Raw genomic sequence first — 21,199 nt, forward strand, 5'->3', positions numbered from 1 at the left:
GCCTCGGCGGGGTTTTTTTTCGTCTGTCGCTTTGTTTTGTCGTTTCGTCCAGCTTTTCGTCGATCTCTTGGCGCCCTTCCGAGCCAGTGCGACATCAAGTCGCATCAGTTCGCACCACGTCGCCTCAAGCCTCACTACCCAATTGCGGATACTGGCGCTTCACCATGAAAGACATCAGCGCTTTCACAGGACGGTCGCGCCACCAAGACCCGGTCTCCAGTGGCTTGAACATCATCCGCGTAGCAGCCTCGACCGGCATGTATTGCTTCATGACGTCGCCTGACATCGCGAGAAACGCCTCCCATGTCATCGTCTCGAACGGCGGTGGCGAGCGCCAGAAGTTGTTCAGCGGCTCGAACGCAAACGCGATGTCCTCGTCGCGCACCAACGCGCTACGCGCCACCATCGTGCGCAAACGGCTGATAACGCCGTGCTGCTCCACCGCGTTATAGCGGTCGAACGTTTTACGAAAGTACCGGTAATGCCCCACCTCCTCGTTGCTCAGCTTGTGCATCATCTGCTTGAGCTCGTCCACCGGCATATACGATTCGAGGCAACGGTAGATCATCGCCGTCTGCGTCTCAGTGACACATCGCGACAGCGCTTCAAGCGCCAACGACGGGCGCATATGCTCCACATCGCACTTGGGCTTATAGCGGGCAAGAAACGCGTCGTAGGCGGGTGCCCAGTCGAACTCGGGCCAGACGCGTGCAATGTAGTCTTTGGCCAAACGCCCGTGCTCGACTTCCTCGGGCAGCCAGGTATCGCGCAGCCACGTTTTCATGTCGTCGTCGTCGCCATACATCTGATTAAGCGTGGAGACGAACTCCGGCACGCTCGTCTCGATGAACGACACCGTGGCGAGGGAATAGAAGATGAACGCGTTGGTTCGGACAGACGGCTCTGCTGCCATGACACACTCTCCTATCGGAATAGGCGGGGTTGAACATGCTGAGGCTCACAAAGGTCACACGAAGTTCACAAAGGCATAGTATAGGAATTGTCCCAATGTCGCAGCGCGGCACAAAATCGCGGACAGAAGCTTCGGTATTGCACCGGTTATGCGAGGATATCGGCTGTTCCGCCAACAAAAACAACTGAAACCGACATGACGCAACGCTACTGGCTGATGAAATCCGAGCCCGAAGAGGTGAGCATCGACGATCTCGCGAGCGCCAAGCAGCAGACCCTGCCCTGGACCGGCGTGCGCAACTATCAGGCGCGCAATTTCATGCGCGACGACATGCGCATCGGCGACGGCGTGCTGTTCTATCACTCCAGTTGCGCGGTGCCGGGCATCGCCGGCCTGGCGACGGTGGCATCCACGCCCTACCCCGACCCGACGCAGTTCGACCCGAAGAGCCCCTACTACGATGCCAAGTCGAAACCGGACGCCCCGCGCTGGCTGCTCGTCGACGTCAAACTCGACCGCAAGACTCGCCTCGTGCCGCTCACCGAGATGCGCGAGACGCCGCAACTCGAAGGCATGCTCGTCCTCGCACGCGGCAACCGACTCTCGATCACGCCAGTCGCCCCCGAGCATTGGAAGTTCATCAGCAAGCACTTACTCAAATAGCGATTGGGAACCAATTTTGCATCGATAGCGTCTGTATAACGTTGCCGATAAACGCATAGTGCGTACCCCCTCTGTGCGATGGCGTCTATCGGCAACCGGTCAAACGTTCGCCATCAAGACGCGAACTCACATTCAAAAAAGGACTAACTATGCGCAAATCTCTCGCTGCCGCTCTGTTGATTGCGACCGCCGCCAACGCGGCCTATGCCCAATCGGGTGATGAGTCGAACCGCCAGCTTGCCGGCGTGCTGGGCCTGGAAGCCCACGCCACGAAGGAAGTCGATCAGGACACCGTGCACATCACGATGTCTGCCGAAGAGCAAGGCGCTGACGCCGCGACCGTGTCGCGCAACCTCACGCAAAAGGCCAACAGCGCGATGACCAAGGCCAAAGCGCAGAACGCCGTGGAAGTGCAGACGGGCAACGTCTCGCTGTACCCGACGACCAACCGCGACGGCAAGATCACCGCATGGCGTGGCCGTACCGAATTGCAACTGAAGTCGAAGGATTTCGGCGCAGCCTCGCGTCTCGCGAGCGACCTGTCGAGCCAAATGCAGATGAACGGCATCTCGTTCTCGCTCTCGCGTGAAGCGCAGGAGAAGACGCAGGCCGAGCTGACCAACCAGGCGATTCAGGCGTTCCGTGAGCAGGCCCAAAGCAACGCGAAGGCGTTCGGTTACGGCGGCTACACGATCCGTCAGGTGCAAGTCGGTGCCAATGCGCCGATCATGCCGCGCATGTATGCGATGAAGGCGGCCCCGATGGCGGCCAGCGCCGACGCCGCGCCGCCGATGCAACTCGAAGGCGGCAAGACGCAAGTCACCGTGACGGTCTCGGGCACTGTGCAAATGAAGTAAGCGCCGGGCATTACGCCCGCGCATGCTGCAACGAAAAACCGCCCTCTCTCGGGCGGTTTTTCATTTCCCCTTAGAACAACCCCATCTGCCGCGTCACGAGCGCATCGAACGCATCGCCGACGAAGGGCAGAATCGCATCCGCGACGGGCTTGAGTTGATTCTCCAGATAGTGCTCGTAGTCGAGCGCCGAGCGCCGGTCCTCCAGCGGCTCCGGCCCCGCCGTCGTCATCACGTAACTGATCCAGCCGCCGTTCTGATACTGCGGCGGGCGCCCGTGCCGCCGGTTGAAGTCATCGGCCAGACGCGCCGCACGCACATGCGGCGGCACGTTGCGCTCGTAATCGCCCAGCTTACGGCGCAAGCGCTTGCGATAGACCAGTCGATCGTCCATCTCGCCTGAGAGCGTACGCGCAACGTAATCGCGCACGTAATCGCGATACGGCTCGCCACGGAATATCCGCGAATACAGATCCTGCTGGAACTGCTGCGCCAACGGCGACCAGTCGGTGCGCACCGTCTCCAGCCCCTTGTAGACAACATCCTCACGACCATCGGGCAGCGTGACGAGCCCCGCGTAGCGCTTCTTGCTCCCCTGCTCGGCCCCCCGCACGGTCGGCATCAGAAAGCGCCGGTAGTGCGTATCGAACTCCAACTCCAGCGCACTTTCCAGATCGTAGGTGTCGCGCAGATGCGTGCGCCACCAGTCGTTGACATGCGTTACCAGCGCGCGCCCGATGTCCTCGGCCTGCGCCTCGGTGCGCTGCACGCGCAGCCACACAAACAGCGAGTCGGTATCGCCATAAATCACTTGATAGCCACGCGCCTGAATCAGCTCACGCGTCTTGCGCATGATCTCGTGCCCACGCATCGTGATCGACGACGCCAGCCGCGGATCGAAGAAGCGGCAGCCGCTCGATCCCAGCACACCGTAAAACGCATTCATGATGATCTTCAGCGTCTGTGACAACGGCGCATTCTTCTCGCGCTTCGCCTCGTCACGCCCCTGCCAGACTTGCCGAACGATGGCGGGCAGACAATGCCGCGTACGCGAGAACCGAGCACCGAGAAACCCCGGCACCGAGTCCGCATCACTGGGCCGATGCATGCCTTCGACGAGCCCCACCGGATCGATCAGGAAAGTACGAATGATCGACGGATACAGACTCTTGTAATCGAGCACCAGCACCGAGTCGTACAAGCCGGGGCGTGAGTCCATCACAAAGCCACCCGGACTCGCCGCCCCTTCCACGTCACCGACATTGGGCGCGACATACCCTTGCCGGTGCATGAGCGGCATGTACAAGTGCGTGAAAGCCGCGACCGACCCACCACTGCGATCGAGCGCCAACCCGGTCACCGCCGAGCGTTCGAGCAAGAACGAGATAAGCCCCGTCTTGGCGAAAATGCGCGTGACCAGCTCGCAGTCCTTCAGGTTGTAGCGCGCCAGCGCGGGCTTGTCCTGCGCGAACATCCGGTCGATCTCAGCCATACGCTCGTACGGCGTATCGATGGCTTTGCCTTCGCCTAGCAGCGTCTGCGCTACGTTCTCCAAACTAAACGACGGAAAGGTCCACGTCGCCGAGCGCAGCGATTCGATGCCATCGATGAACACGCGCCCGGGTGCGCTCGCGAAGAAGTGATTGCGATGCTCGCGCCACTCCAGCGGCGTATTGCCGCGCCCTAGCAGCAGCGGCGTTTGAAAACGTGTTGCGCTCTCATTGAGGACACGCAAATCGAACTGCACGAGATTCCAGCCGATGATCGCGTCGGGGTCGTGCCGCACCAGCCACTCGTTCAAGCGTTCGATCAGTTGCGCACGGGTCTCGCAATAGTCGAGCGCGAAGTCGATATCGCTGGCGTCGCCATTGGGCGGCCCGAGCATGTACACCTGACGCTGCCCACAACCTTCGAGCGCAATCGAATACAACTCGCCGTGGATGGTCGTTTCAATATCGAGCGATACGATGCGCAGCGCGGGCCGGTAACGCAGCGCGGGCTTCATCTTGACCTCGGTGATGACGCCGTCGTCACGTGCGGCCACACCGTCAGCCGCCGCCTCCCCTGCAAACGCCACCGGCGCGGTAATGAAGCGCTCCATCAGGAAACGCTCCGGCGGACGAATATCCGCCTCATACACATCGACGCCGGCACCACGCAGCAAGGTCTCCAGCTTGAGCAGCGGCCGCTGATGACGGCAGTACACCCCAAGTATCGGGCGGCGGTGGAAGTCGGTTAGCGCCAACTCACGCAATTCGTACTGGCCGTACTGTGCCGACGCCCCTTCACTGCGCAGCAAAGCCACCACGCGCGCACGTTGCTCGGCGGGCACGAAAACGACATTCGTCTGTACAGGCAGCCGCACGCGGCGAGGACCGTCGTCGGTGGCAAGCCAGAATTCGACTTCGGTGCCCGCGGGCGTATCGCGCCAATGCCGTGTCAGGAGAAAACCGTGCTGTCGATCCACCGGGAGCCGCTTTACCTTTGCAAAATGAGGAGTGACTGCGTTTTGCGTATTTTACGTCGCATGCGCCGATTCCCGGCATCAGCCCTCCCCCGTGGTCACTCGGGTTTCGTCACCCCAGTCATTCGGGGTAGGATGGCGCACACGCAGAACGCAAACAGGAGACGAACATGACCAGCCTTATCCCGACTGTGGACCCCGACGGCCTGCTGGAATACTCGGTGGTCTACACCGACCGGGCGCTCAACCACATGTCGCAAGCCTTTCAGGGCGTGATGCGCGACATCTCGCGCGTGCTCAAGACCGTGTACCACGCACAGGCCGCGATCATCGTGCCGGGCAGCGGCACATTCGGCATGGAAGCCGTGGCACGCCAGTTCGCGACGGACAAACGCTGCCTGGTCATTCGCAATGGCTGGTTTAGCTATCGCTGGAGTCAGATTTTCGACATGGGCGGCATTCCGGCCAGCACCGAGGTGCTCAAGGCGCGCCCGGTCACCGACGGCCGTCAAGCTGCCTACGCCCCGCCGCCCATCGACGAAGTGGTCGCCGCCATCCGCGAGCACAAGCCTGAGATGGTGTTCGCGCCGCACGTCGAAACCGCCTCCGGCATTCTGCTGCCCGACGGCTATCTGCGCGCGGTGGCTGACGCCACCCACGCCGTCGGTGGCTTGTTCGTGCTCGATTGCATCGCGTCGGGCACGATCTGGGTCGACATGGAAGCTTCTGGCGTCGACATCCTGATCAGCGCACCGCAAAAGGGCTGGAGCGCGTCGCCGTGCTGTGCACTGGTGATGCTCAGTGCAGCGGCGCTGGAAAAACTGGAAACCACCACCAGCACCAGCTTCTCGTGCGACCTGCGCAAGTGGCTGCAAATCATGCAGGCCTACGAAAAAGGCGGCTTCTCGTATCACGCGACCATGCCGACCGATGCGTTGAAGGTATTGCGCGACGTCATGCTCGAGACCGAAGCCTACGGTTTCGAAAAGGTTCGCGACGAACAGCAGGCCCTTGGCGACAAGGTCCGCGCATTGCTGGCTGAAAAGGGATACCGCAGCGTGGCGGCGAAGGGCTTCGAAGCCCCGGGCGTGATCGTGAGCTACACCGACGACGACGCCATTCACACCGGTAAGAAGTTCGTCGTGCAGGGCATGCAGATTGGCGCGGGCGTGCCGCTTCAGGTCGGCGAACCGGCAGACTTCAAGACGTTCCGCCTCGGGCTGTTCGGGCTGGAGAAGCTCCACAACCGCGAGCGCACCGTTGAGAGTCTGGCGAAGGTGCTCAACGAGATCGCGTGATAAACGCGGAATGAACGCCCAGTAGGGAAAGCGCACAAAGCCAAGACCGGGAGGGCACCGCCAAGCCAGCGTGCCCTCCCGTACCGACCGATTACTTGAACCGGTCGCGCAGCAAGTTCTTCTGGACCTTGCCCATCGTGTTACGCGGCAGTTCGGTCACGAAATGCACGCGCTTGGGCACCTTGAAGTTGGCGATGCGCTGCTTGAGCGCGTCGATCACGCTGCGCTCATCGGGTGCGGCCCCACCATCGCGCGGCACCACGACAGCAACCACGGCTTCGCCGAAGTCCGGATGTGGCACGCCGATCACCGCCGACTCAGCCACACCATCCATCTCATCGATGAAGCCCTCGATCTCTTTCGGGTACACGTTGTACCCGCCGGAGATAATCAGATCCTTCGAGCGGCCGACGATGTGCACGTAGCCGTCGTCATCGAACTTGCCGACATCCCCCGTTTTGAAGAACCCGTCGCCGGTGAATTCCTCCGCCGTCTTTTCCGGCATACGCCAGTAGCCCGCAAACACATTCGGCCCCTTGACCTGAATGTGGCCGATATCCCCTTGCGCCATGGCCGCACCGTCGTCGCCGACGACGCGTACGGTCACTTCCGGCAGCGGCACGCCGACCGTGCCAGCGCGGCGCACTTGTGCGGCATCGCCGTGATACGGATTCGACACGAGCATCACCGTCTCGGACATGCCGTAGCGCTCCAGAATCGTGTGCCCCGTACGCTCGCGGAACGCGTCGAACGTCTCGCGCAGCAACGGTGCCGAGCCTGAGATAAACAAGCGCATATTGCGACACACATGCCGGTCGAGCCCCGCCTCGGCAAGCAACCGCACGTAATACGTCGGCACGCCCATGAACACCGTGGCGCGCGGCAGTTGATGCAGCACTTCGCGGGCGTCGAACTTCGACAGCCAGATCATCTTGCTGCCCGAGTACAACGCAGCGTGACTCGCCACAAAAAGCCCGTGCACGTGGAAGATCGGGAGCGCGTGCAGCAACACGTCGCCGCCCTCGCGCTCGCCCCAGCCCCAGAACGCATGCAGCACGCGCGTATTGCTGGCGAGGTTGCCGTGCGAGAGCATGGCGCCCTTGCTGCGTCCGGTCGTGCCCGACGTGTACAGAATGGCGGCCAGATCGTCAGGCGCGCGCGGCACCGTCTCGAACGTGTCGCCGAACCATGCAGCGCGCTCCAGCAGCGAGCCGGTACGATCGTCGCCCAGCGTATAGACGTGCTTCGCACCGCTCGTGAACGCAATCTTCGACACCCAGCCGAAATTCGCCGGGCTGCACACCACCACGTCAGGCTCTGCGTTCTCGACGAAATACGTGATCTCGGCGTCGCGATAGGCGGTATTCAGCGGCAGATAAACCAGACCGGCACGCAGCGTTGCGATATACAACAGCAACGCTTCGGGCGATTTTTCGACCTGTACGGCAACCCGTGCGCCGGGCGCGAGATCCAGACTCGCGAGCAGGTTCGCAATGCGGGCGCTGGCGTGCTCGAGATCATCCCAGCTGTAGTACAGCCCTTCGGGCGTCTCGATAGCGCATGCGGATTTATCCGCAGGAAAGCGTTCGGCAAACAGGCGATAGAGATTGGCGTCTTGCGTCATAAACAGAACCGGATTCGAAAGGATCGAAACGTCGAAGAAAAAAGAAAACCTGTGGGCGGCGTGCGCAGGTTAGCGCCCGCGCTCAGCGCCCCTGAAAATCGGGCCGCCGCTTCTCGAGAAACGCCGCCACACCTTCGCGGTGATCATGCGAATCCCAGTAAGCGAAAGCACGCTGCCACTCGGCTTCGGACAAGGCGGGCACGGGCGGTGCCAAGCGGGCAATCAGCCACTTGTTCGCCTGCGCGGCGAGCGGGGCACCCGCAGCAATGCGTCGGGCGCAAGTGTAACCGGCCTCATCGACCGACTCGGCGTCCACCACGCGCGTGAGCAACCCCTTCTCGCGGGCTTCGTCAGCACCGAACACCCTGCCCTCCAGCAGGATCTCCAGCGCCGTGGCACGGCCGACTAGCGCCAGCACGCCCTTGAGCTCGCCCGGCGCCATCGGAAACCCTAGCTTGTTGATCGGCACGCCAAAGCGGGCGTTCTCGGCGGCAATGCGCAAATCGCAATGCGCCGCGATCTCCAGTCCGCCGCCGACGCATACGCCCTCGATCAGCGCGACGCTGGGATGCCGACAGTTGGCGAGTGCTTCAAGCGTCGGCCCGATGACTTCACCGTGATAGCGGCGAAGCGCGTCATACGTGCCACGTTCGACGGGAAACTCTTCGATGTCCGCGCCCGCGGCGAAATTGCCGCCTGCGCCACGGATCACGATCGCGCGCACGTTCGGCTCGGCATCGAGCGCGAGCAAGTGCGCCCGTAACGCCCGCCACATCGCCACCGAGATCGCGTTGAGCTTGCCGGGGTTCGAGAGCGTGAGCGTCACCAGCCCCTCGCCCGCGAGACTGTCATCGCGCAGAACTTCGCTCACAGATGTCTCCCTTGGAATAGTGAACCCTGCCGGGCACCTACCCGGCAGGCGTTACAGCCCTTCATAACAGCCGCGATACCGCACGCCCCAGCGCCGCCTCGCCATCGATCAGGCGTTGCAGGTTGGCGTCGAGCTCATCGGGCTCGTAAAGATAGTTGACCATCATGCCGCACGACTGCTTTGCGCCTTTCTTCGAGAGATCGGCGTGCCAGTTGATGCGCTCCACCCGGGCGCCATTGCCCAAGTGAAAGCGCGCCACCGGGTCGCGCGGCTGCCCGCGCACCTGTTCGCGCGCCAGATAATGTGCTGCCAGCGCTTCACCAATCGCGCGTTGCAGCGCCTGCGCACTCTTGCGCTCAGGCGAGGCCTGCAACCAAGCGACCAATTGCGCGCCGGTCGCGTCCGCAGCAAGCGACTCGTCCTGCGCCAACAACTTCAACCGCTTCGGCCCTAACGTTTGCGCCACGCCGCTCGCCGGTACCGACTTCAGCCAATCGGTGAACCCGGGAATCGGCGAGAGCGTCGCGAAGTTGCGCAGCTTCGGGAAGTCGACATGCAACTCGTCGATGACACGCTTGAGCAGGAAGTTGCCGAAGCTGACACCGCGCAATCCGGGCTGCGTGTTGGAAATCGAATAGAAGATGGCCCAGCGCACCCGGCGCAAGTCTTCGAGCGGCGCTTTCTCATCAAGCAGCGAATGGACGTCGGCGGCCATGTCAGGCACAAACGCCACTTCCACGAAAATCAACGGCTCGCGCGGCATGCGCGGATGGAAGAACGCATAGCAACGACGGTCCGAATCGAGCCGGTTGCGCAGATCCGCCCACGACGAAATTTCGTGCACCGCTTCGTAGCGCATGAGCTTCTCGAGCAGCGACGCAGGCGAGTCCCACGTGATCGGATGCAATTCCAGCAGACCGACGTCGAACCATGTCGAGAACAAGCTGCCGAGATCGTCTTCGAGGGCAGCAAGCCCGGGCAGCGCGGCGCGATGATGCAGCATGTCGGCGCGCCAGCGCACGAGGAACGGCAAGCCGTCGGGCAGCGCGTTGAAGCGCTTGAGAAAACGCACGCGCTCGCTGCCGAGTGCCCCGGCCAACCCGCTGGCGGCACGCTTCGCCGTCGCCGCACTGGCCTCGCCATCCTTACCGCCATCGCTGCCAGCACTTTCCGTGCTGCCGCACACGTCCGCGACCACCTGAAGCAGCGCGAGTTGCTCGCCGGGGGACGCTTCGCAGTAACGCGTCATGAACTCGCGCGCCGCTTCGTTCGCCGCCGAATCGGTGAGACGTGCCGAAAGGCACTGCGACAACTGACGCCGCAATGCGGCATCGGCACGCGCCGACAGCTTGGTCGGTTCGACCTTGCCGTCGCCCTTGGCATCGGACTTGCCACCGTCCCCCGAGCCACCGGCGCCACCGCCCCCGCCACGACCGAACCACTGCCCTAGCCGCGACTTGAGAGAAGGCTTCGAAGGCGACGGCACTGGCGCGCTCACGTCGGCAGACGCAGACAGGGAAAGCGAGACCGGGGCGGTCATCGCAGACAGGATCGGCTCATCCTTCATGGTTTCCTCTCAAGTCGAACACTCAATTCACCCCATCACCCAGTCCGGCAGCCACAGCGAGAGGCCGGGCACCAGGCAGATGAGGACGACAGCGACCACCATCAGCACCACGAACGGCATCACACCCCAAACGATGTCACGCAGTGCGATGTCGGGCGCGGTGTTCTTGATGACGAATATGTTGAGTCCCACGGGCGGGTGAATCAACCCCAGTTCCATGACAATCGTCATCACCACGCCGAACCACACCAGATCGAACCCTGCGGCACGCAATGGCGGCAGGATGATCGGCGCGGTCATCAAGATGATGCTCACCGGCGGCAGGAAAAAGCCGAGCACGACCACCATCAGCAAAATGGCGGCGAGCAACACCCAGCGCGAGAGATGCAGCCCTACGATCCACTGCGCCGCCGACTGGCTGATATGCAGATAGCTCATTACGTACGAGTACAACAGCGACATGCCGATGATGAACATCAACATGGTCGACTCGCGCAGCGTACTGGTGAGAATCGGTGCGAGCTGGCGTGGGCGCCACATGCGGTAAATCACGGCGATGAGCGCCAGTGCTAGCAAGCCGCCCAGCCCGGCCGTCTCCGACGGTGTGGCATAGCCGCCGTAGAGCGCCGCCATCACGCCGATGAGCAACGTGATGAAGGGCAGCACGCGCGGCAGCAAGGCGAGCTTTTCACGCATCGTCGCGGGCGGCTCGTTCGGGAACGGCGACGGCGTGCCGTCACGCGCGAGCGCGACCATTGCACGGCCGTACTCCTTCCGATAGCGCCAAGCGGCATAGCACGAGAACAGCCCCACGAGCAGCAGCGCAGGCACGATACCCGCGAGAAACAACCGTCCCAGCGACTGCTCGGCGGCCACTGCGTAGAGAATCATCGTGATCGACGGCGGCAGCAAAATGCCTAACGTGCCCCCTGCGGCGATGATCCCGGCGGCGAAGCCCGGCGAATAGCCACGCATGCGCATCTCGGGAATGCCTGCGCTGCCGATCGCCGAACACGTGGCCGGACTCGACCCCGCCATGGCCGCGAACAGCCCGCAGGCGAACACGTTTGCGATGCCCAGTCCACCCGGAATCCGCCGCATCCACGCGTGCAGTGCAAGATACAGATCCTGCCCCGCACGCGATTTGCCGATGGCAGCACCTTTCAGGATGAACAGCGGAATCGACAGCAGCGTGATGCTGGCCATTTCTTCGTAGACGTTTTGCGTGACCGTGTCGAGCGACGAGGCAGGCATAAAGCCGAACATGAACGCCACCGCCACAGCGCCGAGGGCGAAGGCAATGGGCATGCCCGAGAACATGGCGACGAGCGTAGCGCCGCCGTACAGCAGACCGATACCGAGTTCGCTCATCAGTGCGCCCCTCCTGCTCGCTTCGCGGCATGTTTATCGCCAGCGTCGCCCGCGTCACCGGCATCACCGACGTGGACCCCCATCTCGCACGCACCGATCGCCACTTGCAGCAGCAGTTGCACGGTGAGCAGCGTCATGCCAGCGGCCATCAAGCCATACGGAATGGCGAGCGGCGGCCCCCACGTCGAACTGCTGGTCTGCCCGTCGACATAGGCCTCCCAAAACAGCGTCCAAGACTTCCAGGCAAAGAACGTGCAGAACGCCAAGGTCGCGATATCGACCAGCCAGCGCCGCACGCGATTCACGCGCGGCGAGAGCAGTGTCGTGATGGCCTCAATGCCGATGTGCCCGCGCAGATGCTGCACGTGCGCGGCACTCACGAACGTGGCGCCCACCAGCAGGAAAACGGCGGCTTCGTCCTGCCAGTCGGTCGCGAGCTTGAGCACGTGGCGCGCAAACACGCTGTAACTGAGGACCAGTGCGGCCCCCACGAGCGCGAGCATGCACACCACCATGAGCAGACGGCTCACGCCCTGCAACAGGGCGTCGAGCCGACGTAAGACCCGCGTTCGCGGCACCACAGGATCGGCCCCCATGGCAACCCCGCTCATGCAGGCACCTTCTCGGCCAGCGCGAGCAGCTTGGCGCAGGTGTCCGACTTGCTCGCGTAATCCTTCCACGCGGTGCGTCGGGCAATGTCACGCCACTTCATCACGGTCGCTTCGTCGAGGTCATACACCTTCGCACCGGCCTTGGTATAGACGCTCGCGATCTGCGCATCGTCGGCCTTGGCGGCTTCGGTACCGAACGATTCCAGGTCTTTGCCCACTTGCAGAATGATTTGCTGCTGGTCTTTCGGCAGCTTGTCGAAGATCTGCTTCGACATGAGCAGCGGCTCCAGCATGAACCAGTAGGACTTGTTGCGCCCCGTGGTCAGATGCTTCGACACTTCTTCGAGACGGAACGACATCAGGCTCGTCGATGACGTCATGGCCGCATCCATCGCACCGGTCTGCATCGCGGCATACAACTCGTTGGACGGCAGCGAGATCACGGCGGCCCCGGCTTCCTTGAGCATCATGTCCATCTCGCGGCTCCCCCCGCGCACCTTCATGCCCTTGGCATCTTCGGGGGCCACGAGCGGCGCCGAGCGGCTGGCGACGCCACCGGCTTGCCAGACCCAGCTCACGATCACAATGTTCTTCTCGGCGAGCACGTCGGTCAGCACCTTGCCGATTTCGCCGTTGCGCCAGGCGTTGCCTTGCGCGTACGAGGTGACTAACCCCGGCATCAGGCCGATATTGAGTTCGCGCACCTCGCCGCCGGCGTACGGCAGCGGATACAGCGAGAGATCGAGCGCGCCCCGGCGCAATGCCGAGAACTGCGCGTTGGTCTTCATGAGCGAGCTGCCCGGATAGACCTGAAACTTGAGTGCCCCATTGGTGCGCTTCTCGACTTCCTGCGCGAACTTGCGGCACAGCCGATCGCGAAAATCGCCTTCGGTGAGGGTGCCCCCGGGGAATTGATGCGAGATCTTGAGCGGACCGGTCTGCGCGAAAGCGCTGCCCCACGGGCTGGCCAGCCCGCCGGTCGCCAGCGCCGATGCAGCGCCGAGCATGAGTTGCCGCCGCAGCGGGGAAGGTGTCGTCTCCATGGCGTCTCCTGTGACTTCTGTCAGTGATAAACCGGCGTAGCACGGTGTCTGACGTCGCCCGGGTCGAAGATCGCCCCGAGTGCACCACCGGCCCAACCGGCACTGCATGTACGGATGACTTGCTTTGTTTTTTGATATTTCGAGCACAGAAGTTGCCGCACTCGAGATGAAATCGTATAGTTAATCCGTTACGGTGTATACAAATTGACATCGTAAAAAATACACTTTCGGCGTTAACCCCGATCTTCAGGCATCGCCCAGCGCGCTACCTTGATCGGAACGATTCCCCCAGCGGCCCCGGCGACGGGGTCGACTCACAACGAATAGCGACCTAGCGAGAGCGTCATGACGGTAAAACCGAAGCGATCGGATGCGCTGCGCCAGGCCATCGAAGAGAAGATTGCACTGGGCGAATTTCCGCCGGGCATGCGCCTCGACGAAGCCGAGTTGTCTGCCACCTTCGGCGTTTCACGCACCCCGCTGCGCGAAGCGTTGATTCAGTTGGGAATGTCGGGCGTGGTGGAGATGCGCCCAAGGCGAGGCGCCATCGTCGCCGAAGTCGATCCGAAGCGGCTTTGTGAAATGTTCGAAGTGATGGCGGAACTCGAAGCGATGTGCGGGCGGCTCGCTGCGCGCCGGATCACGGAGGCCGAGCTGGCCGAGTTGCGCGCGACGCACATCGCGAGTCAGGCCGCCGCCGAAGCGCGCGATCTCGACCGTTACTACACGATCAACGCGAGTTTTCACGCGCAGATTTATGCGGCGAGTCACAACGCCTATCTGCACGAAACCGCCTTGCAACTGCACCAGCGTCTGCGCGTTTATCGCCGCATGCAGTTGCGCGTGCGCGACCGGCTGGGACATTCGTTCAACGAGCACGACGCGGTCTTTAGCGCGATCGAAGCGGGCGATGCCGATGCCGCCGCCGAATGCCTGCGAGCGCACGTCACCGTGCAAGGCGAGCGCTTCGGCGACTTGATGGCGTCATTGCGGGCGCTGGAGCGAAAGGCCGGTTGAGACGGAGAGAACTGAGCGTCTACCCATCGACACAACAAAAAACGGGCTGCCAGAGACAATCTGGCAGCCCGTTTCATTGGGTCAATACGCTTTGGGAAAGGCGGTCAGCTACGCAACCGAAGGTGCCGCGCGCCGATGCGCCCAAACCAGCATGATTACGCCCGCCACAATCATCGGCAGCGAGAGCCACTGGCCCATCGACAAACCGAACGAGAGCAGGCCGAGGAAGGCATCCGGCTCACGCGTGAATTCGGCAAGGAAGCGGAACAGCCCGTAGCCCACGAGGAACATGCCCGAGACGGCGCCCACCGGACGCGCCTTGCGTGCGAAGAACCACAACAGCAGGAACAATGCCACGCCCTCGAGCGCCACTTCGAACAGCTGCGACGGGTAACGCGGCAGTCCGTGGAACTGCGCGAACACCATTTGCATTGCGCTGTCGGCCATCGCTTGCGGGTGTGCCGCTGCCCACTGTGCATCTTCAGCTGCCGCTTGCGGGAACAGCATCGCCCAGCGCGAATCCGGACTCGTCACACGGCCCCACAGTTCGCCGTTGATGAAGTTGCCCAGACGCCCTGCCGCCAGACCTAGCGGAATCATCGGCGCGATGAGATCGGTGCCTTCGAGCAGCGAGTGACCACGACGGCGCGTGAACAACCACATCGCCACCAGCACACCGAGGAAGCCGCCGTGGAACGACATCCCGCCTTCCCACACCTTGAAGATGTCGAGCGGGTTTGCCAGATAGAACGACAACTTATAGAAAATCACATAGCCCAGACGGCCGCCGAGAATCACGCCGATCACGCCATAGAACAGCATGTCGTCGAGATCCTGCGCCTTCCAGCCTTGCGCGGCCATCGACGGCTGACGCACGCGCAAACGTCCGACCAGCAAAAAGAGAATGAAGCCAACCAGGTACATCAAGCCGTACCAGCGGATGGCGAGCGGGCCGAGGTGAATCGCGACCGGGTCGAATTGGGGATGAATCAGCATGGATCAGAAGATATCGATTCGCGAACAAAAGTTCCAAAAATCCGCACACGACGCGTGCAGTCCTCGGTGAAAAGGACGCGGCTTTCGGCTCGTAAAACGCCGATCACGGCGTGCCGTCGGATGGCGTGCACAATACCACGAGCGCGTCAGTCTTCGAGCGTCGGTCCCGGCGGGGTGTGCGCCACACCTCGCGCCGTCTCGAGAAAGCCTTCGAGCACGGGCGTCACTTCCGCCGTACGCCAAAGCAACCCCGTTTCGATCAACGCGCTCGTCTCGCGCAACGCACGATACTCGACGCCCGTGCGACGCAGATGACATAACGACTGCGGCACCAACGCCACGCCCATACCCGCGGACACGAGACTCACAATCGTCTGCATCTGAATCGCCTCTTGCCCGACGCGCGGCGTGAGGCCCAGCGCCGCATAGCACCCCATGATGATGTCGTAGAACGCCGGAGCCACCCGGCGCGGGAAGATCACGAGCGGCTCGTCGGCATAGTCCGCGAGGCTGACCGGCTCGCCCGATGCACTCCCCCGCCCGGCAGGCAGCGCCAGCATTAGCGGCTCGCGCACGATCGGCAGATACGAAAGCTCATTCGCGAAGCGCGCGGGCACCGGCGGGATAAACAGGCCCGCGTCGATCCGGCCGTCCATGAGTGCCTCGACCTGCACGTCGCTGGTCGCCTCCAACAGTTGCAGCCGCACGCGCGGGTAACGCTCACCGAACTCGCGTAGCAGCGGCGGCAGAATGCCGTAGTCCGCCGTAGAGACGAACCCGAGCGAGAGCGTCCCCACTTCGCCATGGGCCAGCCCTTGCGCGAGCGCGGGTAGCGCCTCGGCATCCGCGAGAATGCGCCGCACCTCGGGCAGCAGCTGACGCCCGACCGCCGTCAGTTCCACCGAACGGTTCGTGCGCACGAACAACGGCGCGCCGAGCGACGTCTCCAGCGCCCGAATCTGCTGCGAGAGCGGCGGCTGGGTCATCGCCAGACGCTGCGCCGCACGCCCGAAATGACGCTCCTCGGCCACCGCCACGAAATACCGGAGTTGACGCAGATCCATGATATGTTTTTCGACCTAATCCGAGTCAAATAATATATTTGACAAGCATGCAAGGAAAGACGAATCTTAACGTCCAATTCAGTCCGGCCAAAGCCTCACACGCCCTCACAAGCGGTGCGGCCGCCTAAAAAGCCCGGCAACTCTTTACCCACAAGCACAGCGTTTCACGAGACGACCATGCCTCACTACCGTTCCCGCACCTCCACCCACGGCCGCAACATGGCCGGCGCCCGCGCGCTGTGGCGCGCCACCGGCATGACCGATGCCGACTTCGGCAAGCCGATCATCGCCGTGGTGAACTCCTTCACGCAGTTCGTGCCGGGTCACGTGCACCTGCGCGATCTGGGCGCCATCGTCGCCAAGGAGATCGAGGCCGCGGGTGGCGTCGCGAAGGAATTCAACACCATCGCCGTGGACGACGGCATCGCCATGGGTCACGGCGGCATGCTCTACTCGCTGCCGTCGCGTGAATTGATCGCCGACTCGGTGGAATACATGGTCAATGCGCACTGCGCCGACGCCATGGTCTGCATCTCGAACTGCGACAAGATCACCCCGGGCATGCTCATGGCCGCCATGCGCCTGAACATCCCCGTCGTGTTCGTCTCGGGCGGCCCGATGGAAGCGGGCAAGGTCAAGTCGGGCGACGGACAAGTCATCGCCAAGATCGACCTGATCGACGCCATGATCAAGGCTGCCGATCCGAAGATCAGCGACGCCGAAGTGGCCGAAGTCGAGCGCAGCGCCTGCCCGACGTGCGGCTCGTGCTCGGGCATGTTCACCGCCAACTCGATGAACTGCCTGACCGAAGCCATCGGTCTCGCGCTGCCGGGCAACGGCACCATCGTCGCCACGCACGCCTGGCGCCGCGGGCTGTTCGAGCAAGCCGGCCGCCTCGTGGTCGACCTGTGCCGCCGCTACTATCAAGAAGAAGACGCCTCGGTGCTGCCGCGCAATATCGCCACCAAGGCCGCGTTCGAAAACGCCATGACGCTCGACGTCGCCATGGGCGGCTCGACCAACACCGTGCTGCACTTGCTGGCTGCCGCCCAAGAAGCCGGTGTCGACTTCAAGATGGCCGACATCGACCGCATCTCGCGCAACGTGCCGTGCCTGTGCAAGGCGGCGCCTGCGACCGACAAGTACCACATCGAAGACGTGCACCGCGCCGGCGGCATCATCGGCATTCTGGGTGAGCTCGCACGCGCCAACCTGCTCGACACCTCGTGCGGCAACGTGCACAGCGGCACGCTCGGCAACGCCATTGCCAACTGGGACGTGGCTGCCAGCGCCGAGAAGGTGAACGACAAGGCCCAAACGTTCTACAGCGCCGCCCCGGGTGGCGTGCCGACGACCGTGGCGTTCAGCCAGTCGTCGACGTATGCGAGCCTCGACGTGAACCGCGAAACCGGTTGCATCCGCGACCTGGAACACGCCTACACGAAGGACGGCGGTCTGGCCGTGCTGTACGGCAACCTCGCCGAAAAGGGCTGCATCGTGAAGACGGCAGGTGTGGACGAATCGCAGTGGATCTTCACCGGCCGTGCGCGCGTGTATGAAAGCCAGGACGACGCCGTCGAAGCCATTCTCGGCGACAAGGTGCAGGCGGGCGACGTGGTCGTGATCCGCTACGAAGGTCCGAAGGGCGGCCCGGGCATGCAGGAAATGCTGTACCCGACGTCGTATCTGAAGTCGAAGGGTCTGGGCAAGACTTGCGCCCTGTTCACGGACGGCCGTTTCTCGGGCGGTTCGTCGGGTCTCGTGATCGGCCACGCCTCGCCGGAAGCGGCTGAGGGCGGCACCATCGGTCTGGTGGAAGACGGCGACTTGATCGAAATCGACATCACCACGCGCAAGATGCATCTGGCCGTCTCCGACGAAGAATTGGCCCGCCGCCGTGCCGCCATGGAAGCCCGTGGCGACGAGGCATGGCAGCCGATCGGCCGCGAGCGCGTGGTATCGCAAGCCCTGCAAGCTTATGCAGCGCTGGCGACTTCCGCCGACCGTGGTGCCGTGCGCGACCTGTCGCAGTTGAAGCAGGCGAAGCGTGGCTAAGCCAGCCAGCCGCCAGACGTAACGAAAAACGGCGCACGCCCTTGGGGAGTGCGCCGTTTTTGCATCTGACGTGTGATACAACAACGCATGTATCTGCGTAACGAGTCTGCGTAAGAGTCTGCGTAATCCAGGCCGCGCCGGTGCCACGTGCATGTGCCGCCCGGCCCATCCCCACAGGACAGAGGAGACAGTCATGGCATTCAACCGTCGTTCGCGCAACGTCACGCAAGGCGTGGCCCGCTCGCCCAACCGCTCGATGTACTACGCGCTGGGCTACAAGGAAGAAGACTTCGACAATCCGATGATCGGCGTGGCAAACGGCCACTCGACGATCACGCCGTGCAACGCTGGGCTGCAACGCCTGACCGACGCCGCCGTCGACGCCATCAAAACCCATCAGGCCAACCCGCAGACGTTCGGCACGCCGACCATCTCCGACGGCATGTCGATGGGCACTGAAGGCATGAAGTATTCGCTCGTCTCACGCGAAGTCATCGCCGACTGTATCGAGACGGCCGTACAGGGCCAGTGGATGGATGGCGTGGTCGTCATCGGCGGCTGCGACAAGAACATGCCAGGTGGCATGATCGCGCTCGCCCGCATCAACGTTCCGGGCATCTACGTATATGGCGGCACGATCAAACCGGGCAACTGGAAAGGCAAAGACCTGACCATCGTCTCGTCGTTCGAAGCCGTGGGCGAATTCACTGCCGGGCGCATGACCGAGGCCGACTTCAAGGGCATCGAGAAGAACGCCTGCCCGTCGACCGGCTCGTGCGGCGGGATGTACACAGCCAACACGATGAGCTCGTCGTTCGAGGCGCTCGGCATGTCGTTGTTGTACTCGTCGACCATGGCCAACCCCGACCAGGAGAAAGTCGACTCCGCTGCCGAATCGGCCCGCGTGCTGATCGAGGCCGTGAAGCAAGACATCAAGCCGCGCGACATCATCACGCGCAAGTCCATCGAAAACGCCGTGGCGCTGATTATGGCGACGGGCGGTTCGACCAACGCCGTGCTGCACTATCTGGCGATTGCGCACGCTGCCGAAGTCGAATGGAGCATTGAAGACTTCGAGCGTGTGCGTGCGCGCGTCCCGGTCATCTGCGACCTGAAGCCGTCGGGCAAGTACGTGGCGACCGATCTGCACAAGGCAGGCGGGATTCCGCAAGTGTTGAAGATTCTGCTCGACGCGGGGTTGCTGCACGGCGACTGCCTGACCATCACCGGGCGCACCCTTGCGGAAGAATTGAAGGACGTGCCGTCTGTGCCGCGCGCCGACCAGCACGTCATTTTCCCCATCGAAAAGGCGCTGTATAAGGAAGGCCATCTGGCCATCCTCAAGGGCAACCTTGCCGAAGACGGTGCGGTCGCGAAAATCACGGGTCTGAAGAATCCGGTCATCACGGGCCCGGCACGTGTGTTCGACGACGAGCAAAGCGCGATGGACGCGATTCTCGCCGACAAGATCAACGCAGGCGATGTCCTCGTGCTGCGCTACCTCGGCCCGAAGGGCGGCCCCGGCATGCCAGAGATGCTGGCACCGACATCGGCCATCATCGGCAAGGGGCTTGGCGAGTCGGTCGGGTTCATCACCGATGGGCGTTTCTCTGGCGGCACATGGGGAATGGTGGTCGGCCACGTCGCCCCGGAAGCGTTCGTCGGCGGCACCATCGCGCTGGTGCAGGAAGGCGATTCGATCACCATCGATGCCCACAAGTTGGTGCTGCAATTGAACGTACCGGACGACGAACTCGCCCGCCGACGCGCCGCATGGAAAGCACCCGCCCCTCGTTACACCCGTGGCGTGATGGCGAAATTTGCCGCGCTCGCGCAACCCGCCAACAAGGGCGCAGTCACTGGCTGATCGTTAGGGCTGATTTACCGTAGCCGCGAAGCACGACGGCACGACTTGCCTGCATGGCAGTCGTGCCGTTTTTTATTGGGTGATTCTCTGAAAGGGAGCGCGTCGGTACCCGCCGTATAATGGCGCGTCGATGCGCCCTGCGGCACAGCCGTCCATTCCTATCACGCAGCCTCGCATCGCGATCCATCAACGATCGGGGAGTCGCACATGAGGGATTTGGGCGAGAAGATCGCCGTACTGATCGCAGGCCTACTGGTCGCGCTTGCCGCGCCCAGCGCCATCGCCCAGTCGTCTGCCAACGATCAGGCCATGCTCAAGCTGGCGCGTGATCGCAACTGCATGACATGCCACGCCATCGACCGCACGTTGCTCGCGCCGTCGTATCGCGACATTGCCAAGCGTTACGCCAACAAGCCCGGCGCCGCGGACGACCTCGTGAAATCCATTTCAGATGGCAGCCGTGGCGCGTGGGGCAGCATTCCCATGCCCGCCAGCCCGCAATTGGCCCCGGGCGAGGCCGAGCGCCTGGCGTCTTGGATCTTGGGTTTCACGCGTTAAGCGCGCACCTGCTTCGCCACTTCCTCGATGACCGCCTGCCGGATACGATCCGGCAGTTGCGCTTGCAACGCGTCGGCGACCTGTTTGCCGATGAGCTGCACCAGCCACGCCGTCTGATCGATTAGCGCATCGTGACAGCGGCGCTCCACCATCGTCGTGATCTCGTCGGCCAGTTGCAGCGTGAGCCGCGCGCTTACGCGCTCGGCAAACACGGCGACATCGGCCGGCACTCCCTGCTCGGCTTGACTCGACGATGCGCCCGCGACGGCTGGCGCGCTCAAAACCGGCACCTCGTCGCCGGGCGCGAGCACTTCGGTCAGCGTGGGAATGCCGGGGTCGGTGCGCTCGGGCTCATACGTCACG

General features: G+C 63.0%; 18 protein-coding genes. 7 read left to right on the forward strand and 11 right to left on the reverse strand.

Annotation, left to right across the window (positions count from 1 at the left end; genetic code table 11):
- Positions 1-124: 124 nt before the first annotated feature.
- Positions 125-913: a hypothetical protein gene (locus tag ACPWR9_RS21980; RefSeq protein WP_426300703.1), complete on the reverse strand. Its 789-nt coding sequence runs from the start codon at positions 911-913 to the stop codon at positions 125-127.
- Positions 914-1,108: 195 nt separating this feature from the next.
- On the opposite strand from ACPWR9_RS21980, the gene ACPWR9_RS21985 reads away from it, so the two are divergent.
- Positions 1,109-1,576 (forward strand): EVE domain-containing protein, encoded by a 468-nt coding sequence (locus ACPWR9_RS21985; protein ID WP_426300705.1) that lies wholly within the window; start codon positions 1,109-1,111, stop codon positions 1,574-1,576.
- 149 nt (positions 1,577-1,725) lie between these two features.
- Positions 1,726-2,433 (forward strand): SIMPL domain-containing protein, encoded by a 708-nt coding sequence (locus ACPWR9_RS21990; protein WP_150681946.1) that lies wholly within the window; start codon positions 1,726-1,728, stop codon positions 2,431-2,433.
- 70 nt (positions 2,434-2,503) lie between these two features.
- Here ACPWR9_RS21990 and ACPWR9_RS21995 read toward each other — a convergent pair whose 3' ends face one another.
- Positions 2,504-4,897, reverse strand: coding sequence for a DNA polymerase II (locus ACPWR9_RS21995; RefSeq protein ID WP_426300707.1), 2,394 nt, complete (start codon positions 4,895-4,897; stop codon positions 2,504-2,506).
- A 167-nt stretch (positions 4,898-5,064) separates the two neighbouring features.
- Here ACPWR9_RS21995 and ACPWR9_RS22000 point away from each other — a divergent pair, with 167 nt between their 5' ends.
- Entirely contained in the window at positions 5,065-6,192 is a 1,128-nt protein-coding gene (locus ACPWR9_RS22000; protein WP_426300709.1) for an alanine--glyoxylate aminotransferase family protein, read from the forward strand.
- A 91-nt stretch (positions 6,193-6,283) separates the two neighbouring features.
- Here the strand turns inward: ACPWR9_RS22000 and ACPWR9_RS22005 are convergent, their stop codons facing one another.
- The 6 genes from ACPWR9_RS22005 to dctP form a co-directional block, all read right to left on the reverse strand.
- On the reverse strand, positions 6,284-7,816 hold the full coding sequence (locus ACPWR9_RS22005) for a malonate--CoA ligase (protein ID WP_426300711.1): 1,533 nt from the start codon (positions 7,814-7,816) through the stop codon (positions 6,284-6,286).
- 82 nt (positions 7,817-7,898) lie between these two features.
- Entirely contained in the window at positions 7,899-8,687 is a 789-nt protein-coding gene (locus ACPWR9_RS22010; protein WP_426300713.1) for an enoyl-CoA hydratase/isomerase family protein, read from the reverse strand.
- Positions 8,688-8,748: 61 nt separating this feature from the next.
- Positions 8,749-10,227: a malonyl-CoA decarboxylase domain-containing protein gene (locus ACPWR9_RS22015; protein ID WP_426301037.1), complete on the reverse strand. Its 1,479-nt coding sequence runs from the start codon at positions 10,225-10,227 to the stop codon at positions 8,749-8,751.
- Positions 10,228-10,281: 54 nt separating this feature from the next.
- Positions 10,282-11,625 carry a TRAP transporter large permease gene (locus tag ACPWR9_RS22020; RefSeq protein ID WP_426300715.1) on the reverse strand — a complete coding sequence of 448 codons (1,344 nt, stop codon included), beginning with the start codon at positions 11,623-11,625 and terminating at the stop codon, positions 10,282-10,284.
- Complete coding sequence (locus ACPWR9_RS22025; RefSeq protein ID WP_426300717.1) at positions 11,625-12,236, reverse strand: TRAP transporter small permease; 612 nt, start codon at positions 12,234-12,236, stop codon at positions 11,625-11,627. The genes ACPWR9_RS22020 and ACPWR9_RS22025 overlap by 1 nt, the downstream gene beginning before the upstream one ends.
- Positions 12,233-13,279 (reverse strand): TRAP transporter substrate-binding protein DctP, encoded by a 1,047-nt coding sequence (dctP, locus tag ACPWR9_RS22030; protein WP_426300719.1) that lies wholly within the window; start codon positions 13,277-13,279, stop codon positions 12,233-12,235. The genes ACPWR9_RS22025 and dctP overlap by 4 nt, the downstream gene beginning before the upstream one ends.
- Positions 13,280-13,624: 345 nt before the next feature.
- Here dctP and ACPWR9_RS22035 point away from each other — a divergent pair, with 345 nt between their 5' ends.
- Complete coding sequence (locus tag ACPWR9_RS22035; RefSeq protein WP_426300721.1) at positions 13,625-14,296, forward strand: GntR family transcriptional regulator; 672 nt, start codon at positions 13,625-13,627, stop codon at positions 14,294-14,296.
- 108 nt (positions 14,297-14,404) lie between these two features.
- Here the strand turns inward: ACPWR9_RS22035 and lgt are convergent, their stop codons facing one another.
- Complete coding sequence (gene lgt, locus ACPWR9_RS22040) at positions 14,405-15,292, reverse strand: prolipoprotein diacylglyceryl transferase (protein ID WP_426300723.1); 888 nt, start codon at positions 15,290-15,292, stop codon at positions 14,405-14,407.
- 146 nt (positions 15,293-15,438) lie between these two features.
- Entirely contained in the window at positions 15,439-16,356 is a 918-nt protein-coding gene (locus tag ACPWR9_RS22045; protein WP_426300725.1) for a LysR substrate-binding domain-containing protein, read from the reverse strand.
- 177 nt (positions 16,357-16,533) lie between these two features.
- On the opposite strand from ACPWR9_RS22045, the gene ilvD (ACPWR9_RS22050) reads away from it, so the two are divergent.
- The 3 genes from ilvD (ACPWR9_RS22050) to ACPWR9_RS22060 all read left to right on the forward strand — a co-directional run bounded on the left by ilvD (ACPWR9_RS22050) (position 16,534) and on the right by ACPWR9_RS22060 (position 20,836).
- Positions 16,534-18,411 carry a dihydroxy-acid dehydratase gene (gene ilvD / locus ACPWR9_RS22050; RefSeq protein WP_426300727.1) on the forward strand — a complete coding sequence of 626 codons (1,878 nt, stop codon included), beginning with the start codon at positions 16,534-16,536 and terminating at the stop codon, positions 18,409-18,411.
- A gap of 193 nt (positions 18,412-18,604) precedes the next feature.
- Positions 18,605-20,278, forward strand: coding sequence for a dihydroxy-acid dehydratase (gene ilvD, locus ACPWR9_RS22055; protein ID WP_426300729.1), 1,674 nt, complete (start codon positions 18,605-18,607; stop codon positions 20,276-20,278).
- Between the two features lie 207 nt (positions 20,279-20,485).
- Entirely contained in the window at positions 20,486-20,836 is a 351-nt protein-coding gene (locus ACPWR9_RS22060) for a c-type cytochrome (RefSeq protein WP_426300731.1), read from the forward strand.
- On the opposite strand, the gene ACPWR9_RS22065 is transcribed toward ACPWR9_RS22060, so the two are convergent.
- Positions 20,833-21,198, reverse strand: coding sequence for a DUF2486 family protein (locus tag ACPWR9_RS22065; protein WP_426300733.1), 366 nt, complete (start codon positions 21,196-21,198; stop codon positions 20,833-20,835). The two genes, ACPWR9_RS22060 and ACPWR9_RS22065, sit on opposite strands and share 4 nt — an antisense overlap.
- Position 21,199 lies beyond the last annotated feature (1 nt).

Source organism: Pandoraea pneumonica (assembly GCF_049918595.1).
Classification (GTDB): Bacteria; Pseudomonadota; Gammaproteobacteria; order Burkholderiales; family Burkholderiaceae; genus Pandoraea; species Pandoraea pneumonica_A.